Annotated in this window: 18 protein-coding genes; 10 read left to right on the top strand and 8 right to left on the bottom strand. The window is 66.9% G+C overall.

All coding sequences use genetic code 11. The features are described 5' to 3' along the window. The first annotated feature begins 546 nt into the window (after positions 1-546). From PI86_RS06465 to PI86_RS06445, 5 genes are all read left to right on the top strand, one after another. Positions 547-1,785 carry a Crp/Fnr family transcriptional regulator gene (locus PI86_RS06465; protein WP_039320040.1) on the top strand — a complete coding sequence of 413 codons (1,239 nt, stop codon included), beginning with the start codon at positions 547-549 and terminating at the stop codon, positions 1,783-1,785. Between the two features lie 23 nt (positions 1,786-1,808). After that, positions 1,809-2,573, top strand: coding sequence for a flagellar motor protein (locus PI86_RS06460; protein WP_014900167.1), 765 nt, complete (start codon positions 1,809-1,811; stop codon positions 2,571-2,573). Positions 2,574-2,591: 18 nt separating this feature from the next. Further along, complete coding sequence (locus tag PI86_RS06455; protein WP_039320028.1) at positions 2,592-3,272, top strand: OmpA/MotB family protein; 681 nt, start codon at positions 2,592-2,594, stop codon at positions 3,270-3,272. Positions 3,273-3,421: 149 nt separating this feature from the next. Further along, positions 3,422-5,284 carry a methyl-accepting chemotaxis protein gene (locus PI86_RS06450; protein WP_039320025.1) on the top strand — a complete coding sequence of 621 codons (1,863 nt, stop codon included), beginning with the start codon at positions 3,422-3,424 and terminating at the stop codon, positions 5,282-5,284. A 102-nt stretch (positions 5,285-5,386) separates the two neighbouring features. Continuing rightward, a complete protein-coding gene (locus PI86_RS06445) occupies positions 5,387-6,175 on the top strand; it encodes a hypothetical protein (RefSeq protein ID WP_039320023.1) in 789 nt (262 codons plus the stop codon). 121 nt (positions 6,176-6,296) lie between these two features. On the opposite strand, the gene wecB is transcribed toward PI86_RS06445, so the two are convergent. Next, a complete protein-coding gene (wecB, locus tag PI86_RS06440) occupies positions 6,297-7,514 on the bottom strand; it encodes a non-hydrolyzing UDP-N-acetylglucosamine 2-epimerase (RefSeq protein ID WP_039320021.1) in 1,218 nt (405 codons plus the stop codon). Positions 7,515-8,788: 1,274 nt separating this feature from the next. On the opposite strand from wecB, the gene PI86_RS17315 reads away from it, so the two are divergent. The 3 genes from PI86_RS17315 to glmS are packed head-to-tail and all read left to right on the top strand — an operon-like array spanning position 8,789 to position 11,915. Beyond that, complete coding sequence (locus PI86_RS17315; protein WP_161792357.1) at positions 8,789-8,962, top strand: hypothetical protein; 174 nt, start codon at positions 8,789-8,791, stop codon at positions 8,960-8,962. Then, positions 8,962-10,050, top strand: coding sequence for a hypothetical protein (locus PI86_RS06435; protein WP_039320037.1), 1,089 nt, complete (start codon positions 8,962-8,964; stop codon positions 10,048-10,050). The genes PI86_RS17315 and PI86_RS06435 overlap by 1 nt, the downstream gene beginning before the upstream one ends. Positions 10,051-10,097: 47 nt before the next feature. Beyond that, the gene (gene glmS, locus PI86_RS06430) at positions 10,098-11,915 is read left to right on the top strand and encodes a glutamine--fructose-6-phosphate transaminase (isomerizing) (protein ID WP_039320018.1); all 1,818 of its coding nucleotides are present in this window, start codon (positions 10,098-10,100) and stop codon (positions 11,913-11,915) included. 64 nt (positions 11,916-11,979) lie between these two features. On the opposite strand, the gene PI86_RS06425 is transcribed toward glmS, so the two are convergent. From PI86_RS06425 to PI86_RS06415, 3 genes are all read right to left on the bottom strand, one after another. Then, a complete protein-coding gene (locus PI86_RS06425; RefSeq protein ID WP_039320016.1) occupies positions 11,980-13,221 on the bottom strand; it encodes a metal-dependent hydrolase family protein in 1,242 nt (413 codons plus the stop codon). A gap of 13 nt (positions 13,222-13,234) precedes the next feature. Continuing rightward, positions 13,235-14,551: an MFS transporter gene (locus tag PI86_RS06420; protein WP_039320012.1), complete on the bottom strand. Its 1,317-nt coding sequence runs from the start codon at positions 14,549-14,551 to the stop codon at positions 13,235-13,237. 123 nt (positions 14,552-14,674) lie between these two features. Continuing rightward, positions 14,675-15,586 carry a LysR substrate-binding domain-containing protein gene (locus tag PI86_RS06415; protein ID WP_039320035.1) on the bottom strand — a complete coding sequence of 304 codons (912 nt, stop codon included), beginning with the start codon at positions 15,584-15,586 and terminating at the stop codon, positions 14,675-14,677. Between the two features lie 202 nt (positions 15,587-15,788). On the opposite strand from PI86_RS06415, the gene PI86_RS06410 reads away from it, so the two are divergent. Continuing rightward, the gene (locus tag PI86_RS06410) at positions 15,789-16,199 is read left to right on the top strand and encodes a TIGR02594 family protein (RefSeq protein WP_039320032.1); all 411 of its coding nucleotides are present in this window, start codon (positions 15,789-15,791) and stop codon (positions 16,197-16,199) included. Between the two features lie 113 nt (positions 16,200-16,312). After that, the gene (gene yfcF / locus PI86_RS06405) at positions 16,313-16,945 is read left to right on the top strand and encodes a glutathione transferase (protein WP_039320009.1); all 633 of its coding nucleotides are present in this window, start codon (positions 16,313-16,315) and stop codon (positions 16,943-16,945) included. Positions 16,946-17,053: 108 nt separating this feature from the next. On the opposite strand, the gene PI86_RS06400 is transcribed toward yfcF, so the two are convergent. The 4 genes from PI86_RS06400 to PI86_RS06385 all read right to left on the bottom strand — a co-directional run bounded on the left by PI86_RS06400 (position 17,054) and on the right by PI86_RS06385 (position 21,704). Continuing rightward, positions 17,054-18,508 (bottom strand): efflux transporter outer membrane subunit, encoded by a 1,455-nt coding sequence (locus PI86_RS06400; RefSeq protein ID WP_039320007.1) that lies wholly within the window; start codon positions 18,506-18,508, stop codon positions 17,054-17,056. Positions 18,509-18,524: 16 nt separating this feature from the next. Then, positions 18,525-20,099, bottom strand: coding sequence for a DHA2 family efflux MFS transporter permease subunit (locus PI86_RS06395; protein WP_039320005.1), 1,575 nt, complete (start codon positions 20,097-20,099; stop codon positions 18,525-18,527). Positions 20,100-20,112: 13 nt separating this feature from the next. After that, on the bottom strand, positions 20,113-21,204 hold the full coding sequence (locus tag PI86_RS06390; RefSeq protein ID WP_039320003.1) for an HlyD family secretion protein: 1,092 nt from the start codon (positions 21,202-21,204) through the stop codon (positions 20,113-20,115). Positions 21,205-21,272: 68 nt separating this feature from the next. Further along, positions 21,273-21,704: a MarR family winged helix-turn-helix transcriptional regulator gene (locus tag PI86_RS06385; protein WP_039320000.1), complete on the bottom strand. Its 432-nt coding sequence runs from the start codon at positions 21,702-21,704 to the stop codon at positions 21,273-21,275. Between the last annotated feature and the right edge of the window lie 33 nt (positions 21,705-21,737).

Genomic DNA, 21,737 nt, shown 5'->3' with positions numbered 1-21,737 from the left:
CATCCCGAAACAAATGCCCGACGGCGTCGGTCGGGCTGGTCGGACGGTCGAACGGCGGTCCCCGTCATTGCCCGGCTTCCGGCTTCCGGCTTCCGGCTTCCGGCGGGCGATCGGGCAGGCGAGTTGCGATCGGGCTAAGGCACGGCAACCCTGCCATGTTCACGATCGGCCGCACCGTTCGCGACAGCCGTTCGTTGATCCGATGTTTCGGCTCATTCTCATCACAACGGCATCGAGACGAGCGTGCCGGCGAACCGTCTCGGTTTCGTCCCGGGATGCCAGGGAAGGGGGCGGCGGCGATTGCGCGGTCCGGATAAACCCGTGCTTTCGCTCGGGTCGCGCTCGGCTGTGGCCGTATCGAATCGAATCTCTCGACCATGCGGGGCGAGCCGCAAACGTTTCACCTTGATTTTCGCTGGAAACGAGTACGAATCCCCTAAAGGATGCCGGTGCCGATGACGTTAAACGGGCACGGGGATGACCGTCGATCGCATGCCTGCGACATGCGACGCGGTCTGCAACAACCAGCGCAGCAGGGGAACCAACTTGAATCGTCAGCAATCGTGGACGCGTACGGCCGCGCCCGGCGAGATCATCTACTCGGAGGGCTTCGCCGGCGAGCCCGTCATCTTTCTGATCGCCGACGGCAAGGTCGAGCTGTCGACGCGCTGCGACGACAAGCGCGTCGTCGTCGCGACGCTCGGGCGCGGCGAATTCTTCGGCGAATCCGCGCTGCTCGCGTCCGAGCCGCGCGCGCATACCGCGAAGGCGCTGTCGTTCTGTCAGCTCACGGTCGTGCCGGCCGCGCTGCTCGACGAGGAAATCGAGCACGTGTCCGCGCTGCTCCGCCATATCGTGCGCACGATGATCCGGCGCGTGAAGCGCAAGGACGATCAGCTCGCGACCTACACGCACGCGGACTTCATGCCGGGCGTGCTGTCGTATGCGCATGTGCTGTTGCTGATGGCGGGCGCCGAGACGCGCGGATCGGACGATGCGTGGTCGCGGCGGCCGATGCAGGCGCAGGCAGCGGAGACGTCGGTGCCGCTCGCCGACGTGATCCGCCGCTGTCGCGCGATTGCCGGCCATTCGCGCCCGCACGTGCTCGCGATGCTGCGTCGCATGGAAAAGCTCAATCTCGTCACGATCGAAGCGGCACAGGCCGATCATGCCGGCGGCGCGGCCGATCATGCGGGTTCGTCGGATGCGCGCCAGGTCGTCACGTTCGACGCCGCGCGCGTGATCGATCGCGCGCAGCAGGTCGCCGATCACGATCTCGACCTGTCGATCAACAGCGAGCTCGAGCTGATCGAGCTGGCCGATCTCGAAGCGTTGATCGGCGTCGACCGGAAGCTGCTGCTCAACAAGCTGTCCCACGGCGAGATCGCGGAAGAGATGTTTGCGTTCCGCAAGTCGAAGGTGCTCGGTTACGTCGAGCAGCAGGGCGTCGCGTATTTCTCGCGGCGCAACCCGCGCGCCGGCGGCGACGTGCAAGCGCTCGAGGATCTCGTGTGGATCGACCAGCGCACGCTGTTCGACGTAATCAGCGCGTTCGATACGTACGATCTCGCGAAGCTGGTCGCGAGCCTCGACGATCGCGCGGTGGCGGACAAGCTGTTCTCCGTGATGACGGAAGCGCGGCGCAACGAGGTGTCGTGGGTGATGCGCCGCGAGCTGAAGCTCGATCCGATCGAGCTCGAGGAGATCGAGCGGCGCGTGCTGGATGCAGTTCGCGCGGCCAAGGTGCCGGCGGCCGCCGCGCCGGTGGCATCATCTGACGCATAACGCGCGATTCGACGGAGACGCATATGGACCTGTTGACACTGGCCGGCGTGTTGCTCGGCGGCGCGGCCATCGTGTTCGGCTTCGCGCTGGAAGGCGGACATTTTTCGACGCTGTTCCAGTTCGAGGCGTTCGTCATCGTGCTCGGCGGTACGCTCGGCGCGGTGATGATCCAGAACACGTGGGCGCGCTTCTTCGATGCGGTGAAGCAACTGCGGCTCGCGTTCGTGCGCGCGCAGGAAGTCGATCGCAAGCACCTGACCGACCTGCTCGACTGGGGCGATCGCGCGAAGCTCGACGGGCTGCTCGCGTTCGAATCGATGGATGTCAGCGGCATTCATCCGTTCGCGCGACGCGGGCTCGAACTGCTCGCGAACGGGGTGTCGACCGCGGTGCTCGAGGATGCGCTGCAGCGCGATCTCGACGCGTACGAGCGCAGCCGGCTGGCAGCCGCGCGCGTGTGGCAGCAGGCGGGCGGTTATGCGCCGACGTTCGGCATCCTCGGCTCGGTGCTCGGGCTGGTGCAGGTAACGAGCCACATTCTCGAGCCGGCGCAGCTCGGGCCGGGCATCGCGGTCGCGTTCATCGCGACGCTCTACGGCCTCGCGTTCGCGAACCTCGTGTTCCTGCCGCTCTACGGCAAATTGCGCGCGCAGATCGACAGCGAGCTGCGGTTTCGCAAGCTGTACCTCGACGGCCTGCTCGCGATCTCGCGCAAGGAATCGCCGCATACGATCGAAACGCGTCTGACCGGCGACGTGCGCGGTCGCGCGGCGGAGTCGCTCGCATGACGCAACGGGAGCTTCGACATGACGGCTCGAACTGACGCGGCGCGTGCCGGCTCGGCCGCCACCGATCGCGATGACGATGAAGCCGAAGGCACGCAGTCCGGACGCTGGCTGATTTCCTACGCGGACCTCATCACGACGCTGATGGTGCTGTTTCTCGCGCTGTACGTGCTTCAGCTCGCGAAATACAACGCGCTCGATGCGCGCTATCAGACGCTCGCCCGGCACGACAGCGGCGCGGCAGGCGCAGCGGATTCCGCCGTGCCTGACCGCGCGCCCGCCTGGCTCGCGTCGCTCGATGCGCTGAAGACGAACGGCCGCATCTCGCTCGTGCGGGCGCCGCACGGCATCGAGATCGGCATTGACGCGAAGATCCTGTTCAACGTCGGCGATGCACGGCTGCTGCCCGACGCGGCGCCCGTGCTGAGCCAGATCGCGCAGGCGCTGAGCGCGCATGCAACCGGCGACATCCTCGTCGAAGGGCATACCGACAGCGTGCCGATCGCGAACGCGAAATACGAATCGAACTGGGAGCTTTCGTCCGCGCGCGCGGGCAGCGTCGTGCGCTACCTGGCCGATCGCGGCGTCGCGCCGCACCGGCTCGCGGCGATCGGCCGGGCCGATACGCAGCCGCTCGTCGCGGGCGACGATGCGGCCGCCCGGGCGCGCAACCGGCGGGTGACGATCTTCGTCGCGTATTGATCGCGCGCCCCTCGACGGGCTGGCGACGCCCGCCCGTCAGCGATATATCCGATCCCACATGCGGGACATGTGAAACCCGCGATGCGATTCCGCGCGGGCATGCCGATAACCCAAACTGGCTCAGACCGAGCGGTTATCGAGGGTTCCCCATGCATTTCTGGCGCAAGCTTTCCATTCAGAACAAGCTGATTCTCAGCATGACGAGTTGCCTGCTCGTGTTCGTCGCGATTTCAAGCGGGTTGAGCGTCCGGCTGATCGGTACGGCGGTGCGCGATCGCGTCGTCGGCGAGGAGTTGCCGACGGCCGTCAACGGCATCCGCGCCGACGTGCAGCGGCAGCTGGCCGGACCGATCGCCGCGTCGCGCATCCTCGCGCGCGATGCGTTCCTGCTGCAGTGGGAAGCCGACGGCGAACCCGATGCCGGCACGCGCAACTGGATCCAGCTCGCGAAGAACGTGAAGGACGAGCAGAAGGCGGCGTCGGTGCAGTGGGTGTCGGTGAAGAGCGGCAACTACTACAACGAAGCCGGCCTGCAGCGGAAGGTCAGCGACCGGGATCAGTGGCTGACGCGCTTCCTCGCGTCGGGCAAGACGTACGACGTGAACATGGATCGCGAGGTCACGCTCGGCGGCTACATGATGTTCATCAACAGCCGTGTGGAACTCGACGGCGCGCCGATCGGTGCGGCCGGCATGAGCCTGTCCGTCGATGCGCTCGCGAAGGGCATTGCCGCGTACCGGATCGGCGCTAGCGGGTTCGCGTATCTCGTGCGGCCGGACGGCGCGATCATGATGCATCGCGAGACGTCGCTGATCGACGGCAAGCATTTCCTGAAGGACGAGCCGGGCCTGCCTGACGATGCGTCGTCGACGCTGCTCGCCGGCAAGCCGTATGCGTACCTGGGCTACGCCGGCGACGGCGGCGCGCGTTTCATCGCGACGTCGTTCATTCCGGAGCTGAATGCCTATGTCGTGGTCGAGGTGCCGCAGGCGGAACTGCTCGGCCCGGTGACGCGCGCGATTCGCAGTGCGGCGCTGGTTGCCGCGGTGGTGGGCCTCGGTGTCGCGCTGATCGTGATCTGGCTGGTCGGGCGCGCGATCGCCGCGCCGATCCGGCGCGCGGCGACACTGCTGGCGCAGATTGCGAGCGGCCAGGGCGACCTGACGCGCCGGATGACGGTCGAGAGCCAGGACGAGATCGGGCAATTGTCGGACGCGTTCAACCGCTTCGTGTCGTCGTTGTCGACGCTCGTGCACCGGATTCGCGCGGCTTCCGCGTCGATCGCGACCGGGTCGGCGCAGATCGCGTCGGGCAACGCGGATCTCAGCGAACGGACCGAAGGGCAGTCGAGCAACCTCGAGCGCACGGCTTCGTCGATGGAGGAAATCACGGCGGTCGTCAGGAACAACACCGAGACCGCGACCACGGCCGCGAAGCTGATCACCGGCGCGTCGGACACGGCGGCACGCGGCGGGCAGGTCGTCGGCGAGGTGGTGAGCACGATGCAGCAGATCAGCGACGCATCGCAGCGGATCTCCGAGATCATCGTGATGATCGACAGCATCTCGTTCCAGACGAACATTCTCGCGCTGAATGCGGCAGTTGAAGCCGCGCGGGCCGGGGAGCAGGGGCGCGGATTCGCGGTCGTCGCGTCGGAAGTGCGCAATCTCGCGCAGCGCAGCGCGCAGGCGGCGAAGGAGATCAAGGCGCTGATCGAGCATAGCGCGGGGACGGTGAGTACCGGATCGCGGCTCGTCAGCGAGGCCGGGAAGGTGATGCGCGATGTCGTGTCGCAGGTGCAGGGCGTGAGCGCGATGATGAGCGAGATCGCCGAGGCGAGCCTGGAGCAGAGCGCCGGCATCGACCAGATCGGCGACGCGGTGCAGTCGCTCGATCAGATGACGCAACAGAATGCGGCGCTGGTCGAGGAAAGCGCGGCAGCGGCGGAGAGCCTGAAGCAGCAGGCGGCGGACCTGACGCGACTGGTATCGGCATTCAAGGTGGACGAATGAGGTACGCGCGACGTTAGAATGACGCGTATCGGAGGGGACGGCTGGCGTGGGCTTGCGGCAGCCGTTTTGCTTGTCGGCGCGGGATTCGGTGACGTCATAAAAATGAAGCGCAATTCAAGATTGAAGATCGGGGTGGGGGCGGTGGTGCTCGCGGCGGTGATCGCCGCAGTCGGAGCGAAGGTGATCGCATCGCCGGCGGATTCGTATCTTGCCTACCGCAAGAAGGCGACGGACGCAGTGGCCGCGGCCCGGATGGAGGATCGGGCGGATCTCGACAAGCAGTACACGGCCGACGTGAATGCGCGGCTGGCAAAGCTGATCGGCCCGGTCAGGGCGAAAGGGTTTGCCGCGAAGGCGGGGAGCACCGTACAAAGCGTCGTCGCCGACGACGGGATGCCGCCGGGGCCGGACGGCTTGTCGTTCAGGTCGGCCGACGGGAAGATGAATCTGTTCGTGACGACCGTTCCGCTGTTGAAGGCCTGGGCGCGTTCGGTCGATGCGGGCATCAAGCCGACGGACGACGTCGCCGCCATTCTCGTCAATGAAACGCTTTATACGGACGTATTCGGCGACGACGCCACGGCGTTTCGCTTCGCCGAGTTGCCCGTCAAGCGGCAGCCGGCCGATGGGGTCGTGAAGGCGCTGCTGCTGGGCGAAAGCCAGGATGGAGTGCCGGACGGGCCGGGCTCGTTGGCCGTGTCGGTCAGGCAAGGCGAGCGGGTTTATATCCTGTGGAAGGACCTGACGCTTCGGCCGATCGCCGCATGCAGTCCGGCGCGGGTTCCCGAGGCGGCGCGGCAGGCGTGTTTCGCGAAACAGGTGGTTGCGCAGCGGAGTTACCCGCGGCTCACCGCGCAGGCGCAGTCGATGGCCGATGCCGTGGTCCGGTAGCCGGCGGCAGCGGTCGGCGATCGCGTAGCGCGGCCCAACGGCGCGCGTCGACGGTTGCGTCGGACGGCGACAGCATGCGTCGCCGCCCGCCGGCGTTTGGCCCGGCGCCCGATGCGGGTCTTCAGGGCGTGCGCAGCGCCTGCAACCCGAGCGTGAGCGCGTTGAACGGCATCTCCGCGGCGCCCATCGAGAAGCTCGTCGTTCTCGCTCCCGCCCCCGGCGTATGCATCAGCGCATGAACGATCCGCTCGCTGGCATGACCGTCGCCATACGGATTGCTCGCGTGCGACATTTCCGCATAAGCGCTCTCGCTGTCGAACAGGCGCGACGCCTCGCAGACGATGCGCTCCTGATCCGTACCGACGAGCCGGGCGGTGCCTGCCTGGATCGCCTCGGGCCGCTCGGTCGTGTCGCGCGTGACGAGCACCGGCTTGCCGAGCGCCGGCCCTTCTTCCTGGATACCGCCCGAATCGGTGATGATGAAATGCGCGCGCGACATCAGGAACACGAACGAAAGATATTCCTGCGGTTCGATCAGGTAGATGTTCGGCACGTTGCCGAGCAGCGCGCGCGCCGGCTCGCGCACGTTCGGATTCATGTGCAGCGGATAGACGAACTGCGCGTCGCGATAGCGGTTCGCGAGCGTGCAAAGCGCCTCGCAGAAGTGCTGGAACGGCTCGCCGAAGCTCTCGCGGCGATGGCCCGTGATCAGCACGACGCGCCGCGACGGGGTGAGGAACGGGAAATGAGCGGCGACCTTGTCGTTGAGCGCGGTATCGTGGTCAAGCATGCGCTTGACGTCGTGCAGCGCATCGATCACGGTATTGCCGGTCATCACGACCGCCCCCACCGGCACGCCTTCGCTGAACAGGTTCCTTCGCGCCCGGTCGGTCGGCGCGAAATGCCATGACGAAACCGCGTCGGTCACACGGCGATTCAATTCCTCCGGCCACGGCGACCAGATGTCGCCGCTGCGCAAACCCGCTTCCACGTGTCCGACCGGCAGATAGCGATAGAACGCCGCGAGGCTGACCGCGAGCGTCGTGGTCGTGTCGCCGTGCACCAGTACGACATCCGGATGCAAGTCTTCGAAGACCACGCCGATCGCGTGAAGAATGCTGGTCGTCACGTCGGTCAGCGTCTGGCTCTGGCGCATCAGGTTGAGATCGTAGTCGGGCTTGATGTCGAATAGCGTCAGCACCTGATCCAGCATTTCGCGATGCTGGGCGGTGACGCATACCCTGGCGTCGACATCCTTGCGTGCTTGCAACGCGCGGACCAGCGGTGCCATCTTGATGGCTTCCGGCCGAGTCCCGAACACAAGCAAGATCTTTTTCATTGTGATCCTCGTTGAGCTTCTTTGCGCCGGAAGATCCGGCTCCTGGCACCAAGCACGTATGCAGACAGCGCGTCTTGTCCCCGCAAGCGGTTACGCCGGTCCCGCGACATGCAGCGGTGTTGCAGGGCGAGCGCACAGTGCTTGTCCGCGCGATCTCCGCCACGCAATCGCCGGACTACGGTCGCCCCCTTGCACCTCGTCAATCACGTCATGAGCGTTCCTCGCTGTGTCGTCGGCGTCGCCTGTCGGTCAAGCTGCGTACGTCGCCGCATCGCGGCGCACCCGCACGTGTTCCAGTTCCAGATAGAGCAATATTCAAACCAGCGGCGCTGCGACCGGGCCCGGTTCGCTTCGCACCTGCGGATCGCTACGGAACGTTTCACAATTGCGACGAGCGCGATAGCGGCGGGCTGCCGCGACGCAGATATACGTCTGACCACTCGCACCGTCGATTTGGTCACGTCATTCGAAGAACGTCGACTCGTGTCGCGCGCTCGCTGCCGATTGAGTTGCACGAGCCGTACCAGTCGTCTTGAATCGCTTCGATGTGCGAATTTTGTCTGGGCAATGAACGGGACGTCGTCGATTCTCCGGTCACGATCCCGGGGGGAGGATTTACCTCATGCACAGCGTTGCGCACATCGTCGGGGTCGGCGGGCATGAAACGTTACGCATCTGTAACGTAAGGCCGGAACTGGCTGGTCGAATCCGCACGGCGGCCAGTCGATGTGCGCAGAGATCGGCGCGTCCGTGCCGAACCGGGGCCATGCAATGCAACGACTGCCCTCAGCGGATGGCTTCCAGAAATGGTGTTGCGCAGGATGTCCGCGCTCTGCGGGCACAAGATCCACCGCTTGGGGGGGAACCATGATTCGCGGGTGAATCAAATTCCCGCGCTCCGTGCCCGGAGCGAGTCGATCTTGCACGCGCAGGCTCTTGCCGCACGGGGCAGGGCGATCCATGGCTCATCACTTGCTTGTTTCAGGAGGACGGGCGTGTCCCCACGCGGTTGAGCGACGACGGAACGACGGGGACGCCAGGACAACGAGTCCGGAAGGCGCGGCGACACGCGCCGGGTTGGTCAGCGTGCAGGCTGTGCGTGACCGGACATCGCGGCTGGTTGCCGACGTGGTGGAGCGTGCCGGCCACTACGCCGATGCCGATGCGCTCGCGCCCGCCAAACGAGGGTTCACGACGGCGGAGTTAACGGTGACGCGATCGCGCAGACACGACCGCGCACGGTTCGTGAACGGACAAAGGGTAGGAGACGTGTCATGTGTGGCATCGTCGGCGCGGTCGCGCAACGGGACATTGTTCCAATTCTGATTCAGGTTCACCCGTATCGCCGTGAACTGAGCCACACCGTCGACACGTTCGCCGGGCGCGACGCGGCCAACGCCGCGCCCGGCGATGATTTCACAGGACTGCCGCGCAGGAGCCCCCGATGATGAACCGGCCCGCGCTTTTCTCGGTCGCACGCGCGTGCGTGGCTGCCACCGTCAGGCTGTGCCGTTTGGGGCGCGCCGCCTGTTGCGTCGCCGCGTGCTGCCCCGTGCTGCACGCGGGTGCCGCCGAACTCCAGCTCGACGGGCTGTATCAACGCCCGGACGGCGCGATCACCGTGCGCCTGAACGGCGCCGGCATCGATCCTTATTTTGCGGCGAAGGCCCTGCTTGCCGCTGCCGACACCCAGATGGACGCCCGTCACGCGGCACTTGCATGGATCGCATGGGTGTTGCCACGTCAGCGTCCGGACGGCGGTTTCGATCGCTACTGCGTGAAGGACGGCCAGACCAACCCGTGTGCGGAAGCCGACGCGGACGACGCGATGATGGCGACCTGGATCGAACTGCTGTCGCGTTTTGCGCCGCCCGACGGGATGCCTGCCGCGTGGGAGCTCAGCCTGACCCGCGCGAGTGCGCACCTGGACGCGCTGCTCGACAAGACGAGCGGCGTCTACGAGATCTCGTCGTCGCTGCACGTTGCGCTGCTGATGGACAACGTGGAGGTACACAGCGCGTTCCAGGCGCTCGCCGCGTATTACGTGCGCCGCGCCGGGTACGCGCGCGCGGGCCCATGGAGCCAGCGCGCCGACCGGCTCGCGGCGTCGATCCTCAAGGTGTTCTGGCGCGGCACGCAATCGGGCTTTCGCGCAAGCACGGAACGGATCAGCGACACGAGCTTCTATCCGGCGAAAGTCGCGCAGATCTTCCCGATCCTGTCCGGCATTCAGGTTCCCGACCGGTCGAGCGAGACGATCTATGCGCAGTGGATGCAGAAGTACGGCAAGACCTGGATGCAGCTCGCCGGCTCCGATTTTCCGTGGGGGCTGATCGCGCTGGTCGCGTACAAGATGAATGACTGGAGCACCGTCGCCTGCTGGTATGCGCGCTCGGCTCCGTATCGACACGGCACGCACTGGAACGTGCTGGAGGAGTCGCTTTACCTGGCATTTGAAAGCCGGATGGCCGATCCGCTCGCACCCGCTCAATGCGGCTTCACGACGGCGTCGGCAGCGGCGTCCGGATCGCGCTGACGCAACGGCGCACGGTTCATGACTGAACAAACGGATGGAGGCGTGTCATGTGTGGCATTGTCGGCGCGGTCGCGCAACGGAACATCGTTCCGATTCTGATTGAAGGTTTGCGCCGCCTCGAATATCGCGGCTACGATTCGTGCGGGGTCGCGACGGTCGTCGACGGCCAGGCGCGCCGGGAGCGCAGCGTGTCGCGCGTCGCCGATCTGGACGCGCACGTGCGCAGCGCCGGCCTGGCCGGCAGCACCGGTATCGCGCACACCCGCTGGGCGACGCATGGCGCGCCCGCTACCTGCAACGCGCATCCGATTTTCTCGCGCGACGAAATCGCGCTCGTGCACAACGGCATCATCGAGAATCACGAAACGTTGCGCAGGCAACTTGCTGACGAGAATTACCAGTTCGATGGCCAGACCGACACCGAGGTCGTCGCCCACCTGATCCACAGCAAGTATCGCGGCGACCTGCTCGCCGCCGTGCGCGATGCGACGTCGCAGCTGCACGGCGCCTATGCGATCGCGGTGTTCAGCAAACACGAGCCGCAGCGGTTGATCGGCGCGCGAGCCGGCTCGCCGCTCGTCGTCGGCCTGAAGGACGACGAATGCTTTCTCGCGTCCGACGCGCTCGCGCTCGCCGGCGTCACCGATCGCTTCATCTTTCTCGAGGAAGGCGACATCGTCGAGCTGACGACGGGCGGCGTGCGGGTCCTCGATCGCGGCGGCAAGCCGGTCGATCGTCCGATCCAGACCGTTGCCTCGACGCAGGGCGTGGTCGAGCTCGGCCCGTACCGGCATTTCATGCAGAAGGAAATTTTCGAGCAACCACAGGCCGTGGCCGCGACGATCCCTGATGCGGGGCTGTTCGATCCGGCGGCGTTCGGCCCGGACGCTGCGCGGGCGTTCGAGCAGATCGACAACGTGCTGATCCTCGCGTGCGGCACGAGTCACTATTCCGGCCTGACCGCCCGCCGCTGGCTCGAAACGATCGCGCGCGTGCCCGCGCAGGTCGAGATCGCGAGCGAATACCGCTACAGCGATGCGCTCGCGCTGCCGAATACGCTGGTGGTCAGCGTGTCGCAATCGGGCGAGACCGCCGACACGCTCGCCGCGCTCAAGTATGCGCAGGCGCTCGGTCATATCGATACGCTGGCGATCTGCAACGTGCCGACCAGTGCGATGATGCGTCAGACCGGCCTGCGGTTCCTGACGCGGGCCGGCCCGGAAATCGGCGTTGCGTCGACCAAGGCGTTCACGACGCAGCTCGTCGCGCTGTTCATCCTCGCCGTGACGCTCGGGCGCCTGCGCGGCTACGTCGACGACGCGCAGCTCGCGCGCTATACGACGCAGCTGCGGCGGCTGCCGGCCGCGCTCGAGGACGTGCTCGCGCTGGAGCCGCAGATCGAGCGCTGGGCGGCGGAATTCTCGCGGCGCGAGAATGCACTGTTTCTCGGGCGCGGGCTGCATTACCCGATCGCGCTCGAAGGGGCACTGAAGCTGAAGGAGATTTCGTATATCCACGCGGAAGCGTATCCGGCGGGCGAGCTGAAGCACGGGCCGCTCGCGCTCGTGACCGACGCGATGCCGGTCGCGACGATCGCGCCGAACGATGCGCTGCTCGAAAAGCTGAAATCGAACATGCAGGAAGTGCGCGCGCGGGGCGGGCAGCTGTATGTATTCGCCGATGCCGATACGCGGATCGACAACGGCGAAGGCGTGTCGGTGCTGCGGATGCCGGATTACTACGGGCTGTTGTCGCCGATCCTGCACGTCGTGCCGCTGCAGTTGCTCGCGTATCACGCCGCGTGCCTGCGCGGCGCGGATATCGACAAGCCGCGGAACCTCGCGAAATCGGTGACGGTGGAGTGACGGGAAGGGCGCCGGCCGCCTCGGGGCGGCCGGTCCCGGGTTGCCGGCCGGCCCGCGCAAGCGGTCAACGCAAAGCCGGCCGGGCCTTCGCGATTTTGCCTCGCTGCAACACGTACGCGACGCTCTCGCCATCCCCCGCGACGATGCCGATATCGTCGAGTGGATTCCCGTCGAGCACGACGACGTCCGCGATCGCGCCTGCGGCGATCACACCCAGTTGCCCCGGCATATTGACGATCTCGGCCGCCACCGTCGTCGCCGACCTGAGCGCCTCGAGATTGCCCAGCACGTCGGCCCGGATCCGGAACTCCCCGCACTGAAACGCGTGCATTTCGCCGAGCAGGTCGGAGCCGAAGCCCATCTTCACGCCGGCGTTCGCATAAATTTCCAGCGACTCGCGTCCTTTCTGCTGCACGGAGGCCACCTTGGCCACCGACTCCGCCGGCATCCCGAACTGCGCACCGTGTCTGGCGAGCGCGTCATACGTGACGAGCGTAGGCACGACGAACGCGCCGCGCTCGTGCATGAGCTTCGCGGCCGCCTCGTCGACGAGATTGCCGTGCTCGATCGTCCGCACGCCGCACCGCACCGCTCGCGCGATCGCTCGCCCCGTGTACGCATGGGCCATCACGTAGGTATTCGCGGCGTCGGCTTCATCGACGATCGCGCGGATCTCGTCTTCCGAGTACTGCGTGTTCGCGATCGGGTCGGTCGGCGAAGCAACCCCGCCCGAGGCCATGATCTTGATCTGCGTCGCGCCTTTCTGAATCTCTTCGCGCACCGCGAGCCGCACGCCGTCGACGCCGTCGACGACCCGGGCAATCGCCCCGGTGCGAAAGCAGCACGAACACGGTTCCAGCAGATCCCCGCGTGGCCGGAAATCGCCGTGCCCGCCGGTTTGCGACAATGCCTTGCCGGACGGAAAGATGCGTGGCCCCGACACCAGCCCCGTCTCGACTGCCTGCATCAGGCTCCAGTCCGCGCCGCCCGCGTCCCGCACGCTGGTAAACCCGCGCGCCAGCATCGCATCGAGAATCGGCAGCGACCGAATCGCCGCGAGAATGTTCGGCTGCGTCGCATTGGCGCCCAGGTTCGCATTTGACGCGAGCACGTGCACGTGGCAATCGATGAACCCCGGCATCACGGTCTTGCCGCGCACGTCGATCACCAGCGCATTCGGCAAATCGACGGGTCGATCGGTGACTTCGACGATGCGCTCGCCGTCGATCACGACGTGATGATGTTCGAGCAACACGCCCCGTTCGAGGTCGAGCACGTTGCCGCCCTGAAGCACGGTAATGGTCATGGGGGAAAGATCCTTATCGAGTCGTTGACGCGTTGCGCCGCGTGTCCTTCACGAAGCGCGTGCCGACGAGGCTGACCGCGGCCGCGACGGTCACGTAGAGCGCGGGCGCCATGTTGCTGCCCGTGCGGGCGATCAGCCACGTCATGAGGAACGGTGCGAACCCGCCGAAGATCGTCACCGCGAAGTTGTACGCGACCGACAACCCGGTCGACAGCACCTTGGTCGGAAACAGCTCGGCGAACGCCGCGAGAATCGGCCCCGTATAGGTGGCGATCAGCACGCCGAACACTGCCTGGAACACGATCAGCGACCCGAAGCCGGGCGCATGGTTGATCCACGCGAACATCGGCCACGCGAGCGCCAGGATCGCGAGCGCCGAGCCGGACAGGAACACGCGCCGGCCCCACGCGTCGGCGAGCTTGCCGACGATCGGCGAGCAGCACATGATCATCAGCCCGCCGACCATGCCGGCCGCGAAGCCGGTCGACTGCGGCAGGTGCAGCGTGCGCACCGAATAGGTCGGCATGTAGAACAGCAGCACGTACGTGCAGACCGTCCACAGGATCACCATCGAGAAGCTTGCGAACGTCTCGCGCGGGTAGGTGGACAGCACGTCCTTCAGCGGCGAGCTTTCCTTCGCCTGCGCTTCGACGGCACTGAACGCGGGCGTTTCGTCGAGATGGCTGCGGATGAAATAGCCGACCGGCCCGACCACGATCCCGAGCAGGAACGGCACCCGCCAGCCCCAGCTATGCAGCGCCTGCGCATCGAGCGACGTCGTGACGAACGTACCGGTCGCGGCGCCGAGCAGCACCGCGAAGCCGATGCTCGACTGGATCCAGCTCGAGTAGTACGCGCGCTTCTCCGGCGGCGCGTATTCGGTGAGGAACGCGGTGGCGCCGCCCATCTCGCCGCCGGCGGAGAAGCCCTGCAGCAGGCGCGCGACGACGATCAGCAGCGGCGCGGCGATGCCGGCCTGCTCGTAGGTCGGCGCGAGCCCGATCAGCGCGGTGCTGAGCGCCATCATCAGGATCGTCAGCGACAGCGCGGCCTTGCGCCCGACCTTGTCCGCGTAGACGCCGAGCACGATGCCGCCCACCGGCCGCATGAAGAAGCCCACCCCGAACGTCGCGACGGTGAGCAGCACCGAGGTCAGTTCATTGCCGGTCGGGAAGAACAGCTTCGCGATGATCACCGCGAAGAAGCTGTAGACGGTGAAATCGAACCATTCGAGGCCGTTGCCGATCACGGTCGCGACGATGGCGCGGCGGCGTTGCTGGGTGGCCGCATCGACGGAACGCGCGGCGCGCGGGGAAAGCGTTCCTTGCATGGTCTCTTCCTTTGTCAGAAGACGGGACGGGTGTCCCGCGTGAACCCCATGCTAAGGACAGCAGGATTATTTTCTGAAACGAAAGATTTGCATGCACGCATGCGCGCAGCGCATGCATCGCGGTCACGGCGCGGCCTGCTGGTCCGCCTGTTCGAACAACCAGCGTGAAAACAGCCGCGCCGCCTGGTTTTGTGCGCGGTCGTTCGGCGAGATCACGTAGTAGCCGCCGCCGTGGCTCGCGGACGCCTCCGTCACGCGCACGAGCAGGCCGGCCTCGATGCACGCGTCGATCATGTAGCGCCAGCCGAGCGAGACGCCCTGGCCGAGGATGGTCATCTGCACGATCTGCGGATACGAATTGATCGTGATGTCCTGCGGCTGCGCCTTCTGCCGGTCGACGTCGTTCATGCCGAACCATTCGGACCACGACATCCATTGGCGTTGTCCGTCCTCGAGGCGCAGCAGCGTCTCGCTCGCGAGGTCGGCCGCGGTCAGCGTGCGGCCGGCCAGGTAGCCAGGCGCGCAGACGGGGAAGACTTCCTCGTCGAACAGGCGGCGCGCGGTGTACTCGGCCGGCGCCTGCTGGCGCACGTAGTAGACGCCGACGTCGAATTCCGCGGGCGACATCGACGCCAGGCCGTCGCGCACGATCAGGCGCAGCTTGATGTTCGGATACGCGGCGCGGAATTCGGGCAGGCGCGGCGTGAGCCACAGCAGCGCGACGCCGGACGAGCAGGCGATCGTCAGTTCGAGATCGCCGTACGGCTTCATCACGTCGTGCGTGGCGTCCGCGCATTGCGTGAGCAGATGATGAACCTGCGTCGCGTATTGCTCGCCGGCGATCGTCAGCCGCAGCGAGCGGTGTTCGCGGACGAACAGCGAGCGGCCGAGGAATTCCTCGAGCTGCTGGATCTGGCGGCTGATCGCGCTTTGCGTCAGGTGCAGTTCGACCGCGGCCTTCGTGAAGCTCGCGTGCCGCACGGCGGCTTCGAACGCGACGAGGCACTGAAGGGGCGGCAGGGGCGTGATGCGCATGGCGGGCGTGAGGGTCGAGGTCGCTGCCGACATGATACGGGCGTACGGGCCGGAAATCGCGTGAGGGAAAAGGCGCTGCCGGCTGACCGTATTCGTGCGAAGATTGAGCGACATTCCACCCGCATTCCACTCGCATTCCATCGAGACCGTCGTGACCCGATCGAACCCCGAGGGCAACCCGCAAGCCGGCCATCCGCCGTGGATGCCGGTCGCGCTGGCCGAGCTGGGCATCCGCCGCTTCCCGCCCGGCAGCATCAATCCGCGCATCGTCGAATACAACAACCACACGAACCTCGTCGGCTACGACGACAAGATTTCGTGGTGCTCGTCGTTCGTCAACTGGTGCATGACGCATGCCGGCATCCGCGGCACGGGTTCCGCGCTCGCGCGTTCGTGGCTCGAATGGGGGCGGCCGCTGGAGCGTCCGGCATACGGCTGCATCGCGATCCTGACGCGCGACGATCCCGCGAGCTGGAAGGGCCACGTCGGGTTCTACCTGCGTCACGACGACGAGCGCGTGTATCTGTTCGGCGGCAACCAGCTCGAGGAAGTGCGGGAACTTGCGTACCCGGTGAGCGAGGTGATCGGATACCGGTGGCCCGTCGCCGGCTGACCGTGCCGGCTTGTCCCGCGGCGAGGCGGTCGCACACGCCGCATTGACCCACCCGGAGTTCGCCGGCGCGCCAACCCGCGCTGCCCGAGCTTCGAACCCACAAGGAGCCTGCAGTGCAAAACGGTAATCTCCGCCTGTACGCGGATGCGCACTACACCAGCCCGTACGCGATGTCCGTGTTCGTCGCGCTCGAGGAAAAATCGCTGCCGTACGAACTCGTGACCGTCGATCTCGGCAACCGCGCGCATTTCGCGCCCGACTATGCGGCGACGTCGCTGACGCAACGCGTGCCGACGCTGGTGCACGACGACTTCGCGCTGTCGGAATCGTCGGCGATTGCCGAGTATCTCGACGAGACCTTCCCGGGCGCGCGGCTCTATCCGGCCGAGCCGCGCCCGCGCGCACGGGCGCGCCAGGTGCAGGCGTGGCTGCGCAGCGACCTGATGCCGATCCGCTCGGAACGGTCGACCGAAGTGCTGTTCTACGGCCCGTCGAGCGAGCCGCTGTCGAGTCTCGCGCAGGCCGCCGCGCAGAAGCTGTTCGCGGCGGCTGACAAGCTGCTCGCGCCGGGCGCCGCGCACCTGTTCGGCGACTGGAGCATCGCCGATGTCGACCTCGCGGTGATGCTGAATCGTCTGGTGCTGAATGACGATGCGGTGCCGCAGCGCCTCGCCGACTATGCGCGCGCGCAGTGGGAACGGCCGTCGGTGCAGCGCTGGGTGAAGCTGAAGCGGCCGCCGTTGTAATGCCGGGTGGCGGCCGGACGTTGCGGCGGCCGCGTGCCTCGGCCGACGGCCCGCCCGCACCGAAGCCGGCTTGGAGGGGGCGAGGCCGGCGTCGGATGGCGGTCGCGGTCAGTTCTTCGCGACAGCGGCAGTCACGGCCACGGCCGCCGTCTCCGGCCCACCCGCCGCATCATTCCTGCTCCATCCACCGCCGAGCGACCGATACAGCGCGACCGCCGCCAGCGCATGCTCGCGCTTGACCTGATTGAGCGCATCCGAGTCCCGCAGGTACACCTCCTGCGCGGACAGCACATCCAGAAAATCCGTCGCGCCGCCCTTGTAGAGCTGGTTCGCCAGGCCGAGCGCCTTGTCCGAGGCCGCCAGCGCGCTGTCGAGCCGCTGCGTCGCCTGATCGTTGCTGACGAGGTTCGCGCGCGCATCCTCGACTTCCCTCAGCGCCTGCAGCATCGTCTGCCGCAACCCGAGTTCCGACTCGCGCATCCGGCTTTCGCTTTGCGTGATGTCGGCCGTGATGCGCCCCGCGTTGAAGATCGGGCTCGTCGCGCTCAGTGCCGCGCTGAACAGGTTGTCGGTCAGCGTCGGCAAGCCGAGATACGACGCCGCGAGAATCCCGTCCGTCAGGTTCAGCGAGAACTTCGGATACCGCTCGGCCTTCGCGACGCCCACTTGCGCCGCGCGCTGTTCGACCTGCGCGTAAGCGGCGAGCACGTCCGGCCGGCGCAGCAGCGCCTGCGAGGGCAACGTACCGGGCGACCCGGCCGGCGGCGCGGGAATCTCGCCGCCCTGTGCGAGCACGAGCCGATCGACCGATTCGGGCGTGCGTCCCGAATACACGGCGATCAGGTTGAGCTGGTGCGCGATCTGCGCCTGCGTCGGCGGAATCCGCGCTTCGAGCGCATCGAGCTGGTTCTGCGCGCGCGTGACGTCGAGTTCCGTCGACAGTCCAAACGCCTGCCGCTTGCGGGTGAGTTCGAGCGCATGCTGACGGATCTTCGCGTTGTCCTGCAGGATCTTCAGCTCCTGCTGCGCCCAGCGCAGGTCGACATACGCGGCGGCCGCATCGGCCGCGAGCGCGAGCCGCATTGCGTCTTCCGCATGCTTTTGCCCGACCAGCTCCGCCTGCGCGGCCAGCAGGTCGAGCCGTTCGCCGCCGAACACGTCCGGCGACCAGCTCAGCGCGAGCCCCGCGCCGGCCTGCCGCACATAGCCGAGCGGTGGCGGGGTGTTCTGGCGCGCGTCGGCCGCATGTGCGGTCGCGTCAAGTTCGGGCAGCAGCACCGCACGCTTCTGCACGGTCAACGCCTGCGCCTGCTTCACGCGTTCGGCGGCGGCCTGCAGGTCGAGGTTGCCGTCGAGCACGGTCGCGATCAGCCGGTCGAGCACCGGGTCGTGGAATTGCGCCCACCACGCGGTGGCGTCGGCGTCCGTGCGCGGCACGTCGGTATCCCACGCGGCGGGTGCGAGCGATTGAACGGAATCGTGCAGCGCGGGATGCTGCGCGGGCTGCACCGCGCAGCCGGCGGCGAACGCGCTGACGGCGAGGGCGACGAGTAGTTTTTTCATGATGATGACCTCGGCTTCAGTGCGCGTCCGGCGGCGGCGCGTTCAGGGTGATGGGACGCGAAAACGCGACGGCAACCAGCGCGACGACGAAGCACAGCGACAGCGCGTAGTACGCATCCGCGTAGGTGAGCGTCAGCGCTTCGCGATAGATCAGGCGATGCAGGTTCGCGAGGCCCGCCTGTGCGGTATTCAGCGTATTGCCCGCCACCGAGGTCCAGTACGCGGCCTGGCGATCGAGCAGCGACGCGACCTGCGGCTCGCCGGCGCTCACGTGCTCGTTCAGGCGCAGGTAGTGGAAGTTCAACCGGTCGTTGAGCATCGTCGCGCTCACCGCGATGCCGATCGCACCGCCGAGATTGCGCATCAGGTTGAACAGGCCGCTCGCCGATTTGAGCCGCGACTGCGGCAGCGAGCCGAGCGCCATCGTCACGATCGGCGGCACGCTGAACTGCTGACCGATGCCGCGCAGCGCCTGCGGCAGCAGCAGCTCCCGCCAGCCCCAGTCGTGCGTGATCGGCGTATAGAGGTAGCAGCCGAGGCCGAAGCACACGAGCCCGAATACGAGCAGCGCGCGCATGCTGAAGTAGCGTGCAGCGAACGCATACACGCAGAGCGCGAGCAACTGGAACGCACCGACCGACAGCAGCGCGATGCCGATCTGCAGCGAACTGAACGCGCGCACCTGCGCCAGAAACAGCGGCGTGAGGAACACGGTCACGAAGATGCCGATGCCCGTCACGAACGACAGCAGGCTGCCGATCCCGAAGTTGCGTACGGCGAGCGCGCGCAGGTCGACGATCGGATCGTCGGCGGTCAGCGCGTGCACGATGAACAGGAAGCCGCAGATACCGGAGATCCACGCGCAGATGACGATCGCATCGTCGCTGAACCAGTTCTTGCGCGGGCCTTCCTCCAGCACGTATTCGAGGCAGCCGAGGAAGCCCGACATCAGCACGATGCCGAGATAGTCGCCGCGCTTGATGAGGCTCAGGTCGGGTTCGTCGATATGCACGTAGCGCGGCACCAGCGCGGCCACGGCGATGCCCGGCACGAGGTTCAGGTAGAACAGCCAGTGCCACGACCATTGATCGGTGATCCAGCCGCCGATCACCGGCCCGATCGCCGGTGCGAGCGACGCGAGCGCGCCGATCGTCGTCGATGCGATCAGCCGTTGCTTGCCCGGGAACAGCACGAACGCGGTCGTGAACACGGTCGGGATCATCGCGGCGCCGAGCGCGCCCTGCAGCCCGCGAAACAGGATCATCGAGTTGATGTCCCACGCGAGCCCGCACAGCATGCTCGTGATCGTGAAGCCGATGGCCGAGGCGACGAACAGCCAGCGCGTCGACATCACCTTCGACAGCCAGCCCGACATCGGGATCACGATGATCTCGGCGATCAGGTAGGCCGTCTGCACCCACGACAGCTCGTCCTGGCTGGCCGACAGGCCGCCGCCGATGTCGCGCAGCGACGACGCGACGATCTGGATGTCGAGCGTCGCCATGAAGAAGCCGACGCACATCAGCGCGAACGCGAAGACGCGCTGCTTCGTCGGTTGCGACGCGGGGTCGCCGGAAAACGCGGTGGTCATCGTCGGCTCCCGTTCAGTTCGCGTGGTCGGTATGCACGGTCACGACCGCGGACAGGCCGGCGCGCAGCACCTGTTCGATTCCCGGCTGCGCGTCGAGATGCACGCGCACGGGTACGCGCTGGACGATCTTCGTGAAGTTGCCGGTCGCGTTCTCAGGCGGCAGCACGCTGAAGGTCGCGCCGGTCGCCGGCGCCAGGCTGTCGACGCGGCCGTGCAGGCGCGTGCTCGACGCATCGAGCACCACGTCGACGCGATCGCCCGCGCGCATCTTGCGCAGCTGGTCCTCCTTGAAGTTCGCATCGATCCACAGTCCCGCCGCGGGCACGACCGTCAGCAGCGGCACGCCGACGTTCGCGAGCATCCCGACGCGGCCCGTGCGGTTGCCGACGGTGCCGTCGACCGGCGAGCGGATCGTCGTGTATTCGACGTTGAGCGTCGCGACGCGCTGCGCGGCCAGCGCGGTGTTCACGCGGGCCCGCGCATCGGCGAGCTGCGCGCCGAGCACGTCGAGCTGCCGCTTCGACGCGAGCAGCGCGGCGTCGCTGCGTTCGACGGCTGCGCCCGCCTTCGAATAGTCGGCGTCCGCGCGTTCGACGATCTGGTTCGACACCGCATCGGATTTCACGAGTTCGCGGTAGCGCACGCGATCGGATGCGGCGCGGGTGAGCTCGGCCGACGACGCGTTCTTGTCCGCCGCGTGCTGGCCGATCACCGCGTATTGCAGCTGCTGCTTCGCTTCGAGTTCGGTCACCGCGGAGCGCGCGCTGTCGACCTCTGCGGTGGCCTGCGCGAGTTTCGCATCGTAGTCGCGCGCATCGAGCTGCACGAGCACGTCGCCGGCCTTCACGCGCTGGTTGTCGGTCACGAGAATCCGGTCGACGAAGCCGCTCACCTTCGGCGCGAGCACCGTGACGTCGCCGCCGACATATGCATCGTCGGTGCTTTCCTGGAAGCGCAACACGAACAGCCAGTCGAGCGCCGCGGCCGTGACCGCGACGACGACGGCGGCCACCGCGATCCGCATCCACGGCACGCGGCGGCGCTGCTTCGCGGGCCGGTCGATTGTGGCTGCCTCGCGGGAGGCAGCGGCTTGGGTCGTTTCCATCGATTCACCTATGTATATGCACTGATTGAAGCGATCGACGACGCAGCGTCGATCGGGGAAGTCGTTGGTCAGCGTTCCGGCAGGTTGTGCGTGATCCGGAACAATTCGTCTCTGAGGCGGGCCGCCTGGGTCGGCCCGAACCGCTGCTCGAACGCTTCCTGCGCGGCGAGCCAGTGCACATGTGCGTCGGCGATCTTCGTCTCGCCGTGCGCGGTCAGCGCGAACGTCTGGCGGCGGCAACGCGGCTCGATCAGGCCCGTTACCAGCGCCGCACCGATCAGCGGCTTGAGCGCGCGCAAGAGCGCGGTGCGCTCGATCACCAGCACGGTCGACAGCGTCGCCATCGTCAGGCCCGGACGCTCCCGCAGCAGCGCGAGAATGCTGTACTGCGACGGCGTGACGCCCGCCCGCGACAAGTAGCGCTCGTAGAACTGCGAGATTCGCCGGGCGGCTTGCCGGACCGCGAAGCAATCGTCATCGGTGAGCGTGGTCTTGTGCATGTGCACATATTAGGTGGCGAGATGGCCGGAAGC

It is taken from the genome of Burkholderia sp. A9 (assembly GCF_000801975.1).
This window is presented reverse-complemented; position numbering and strand designations above follow the sequence as displayed.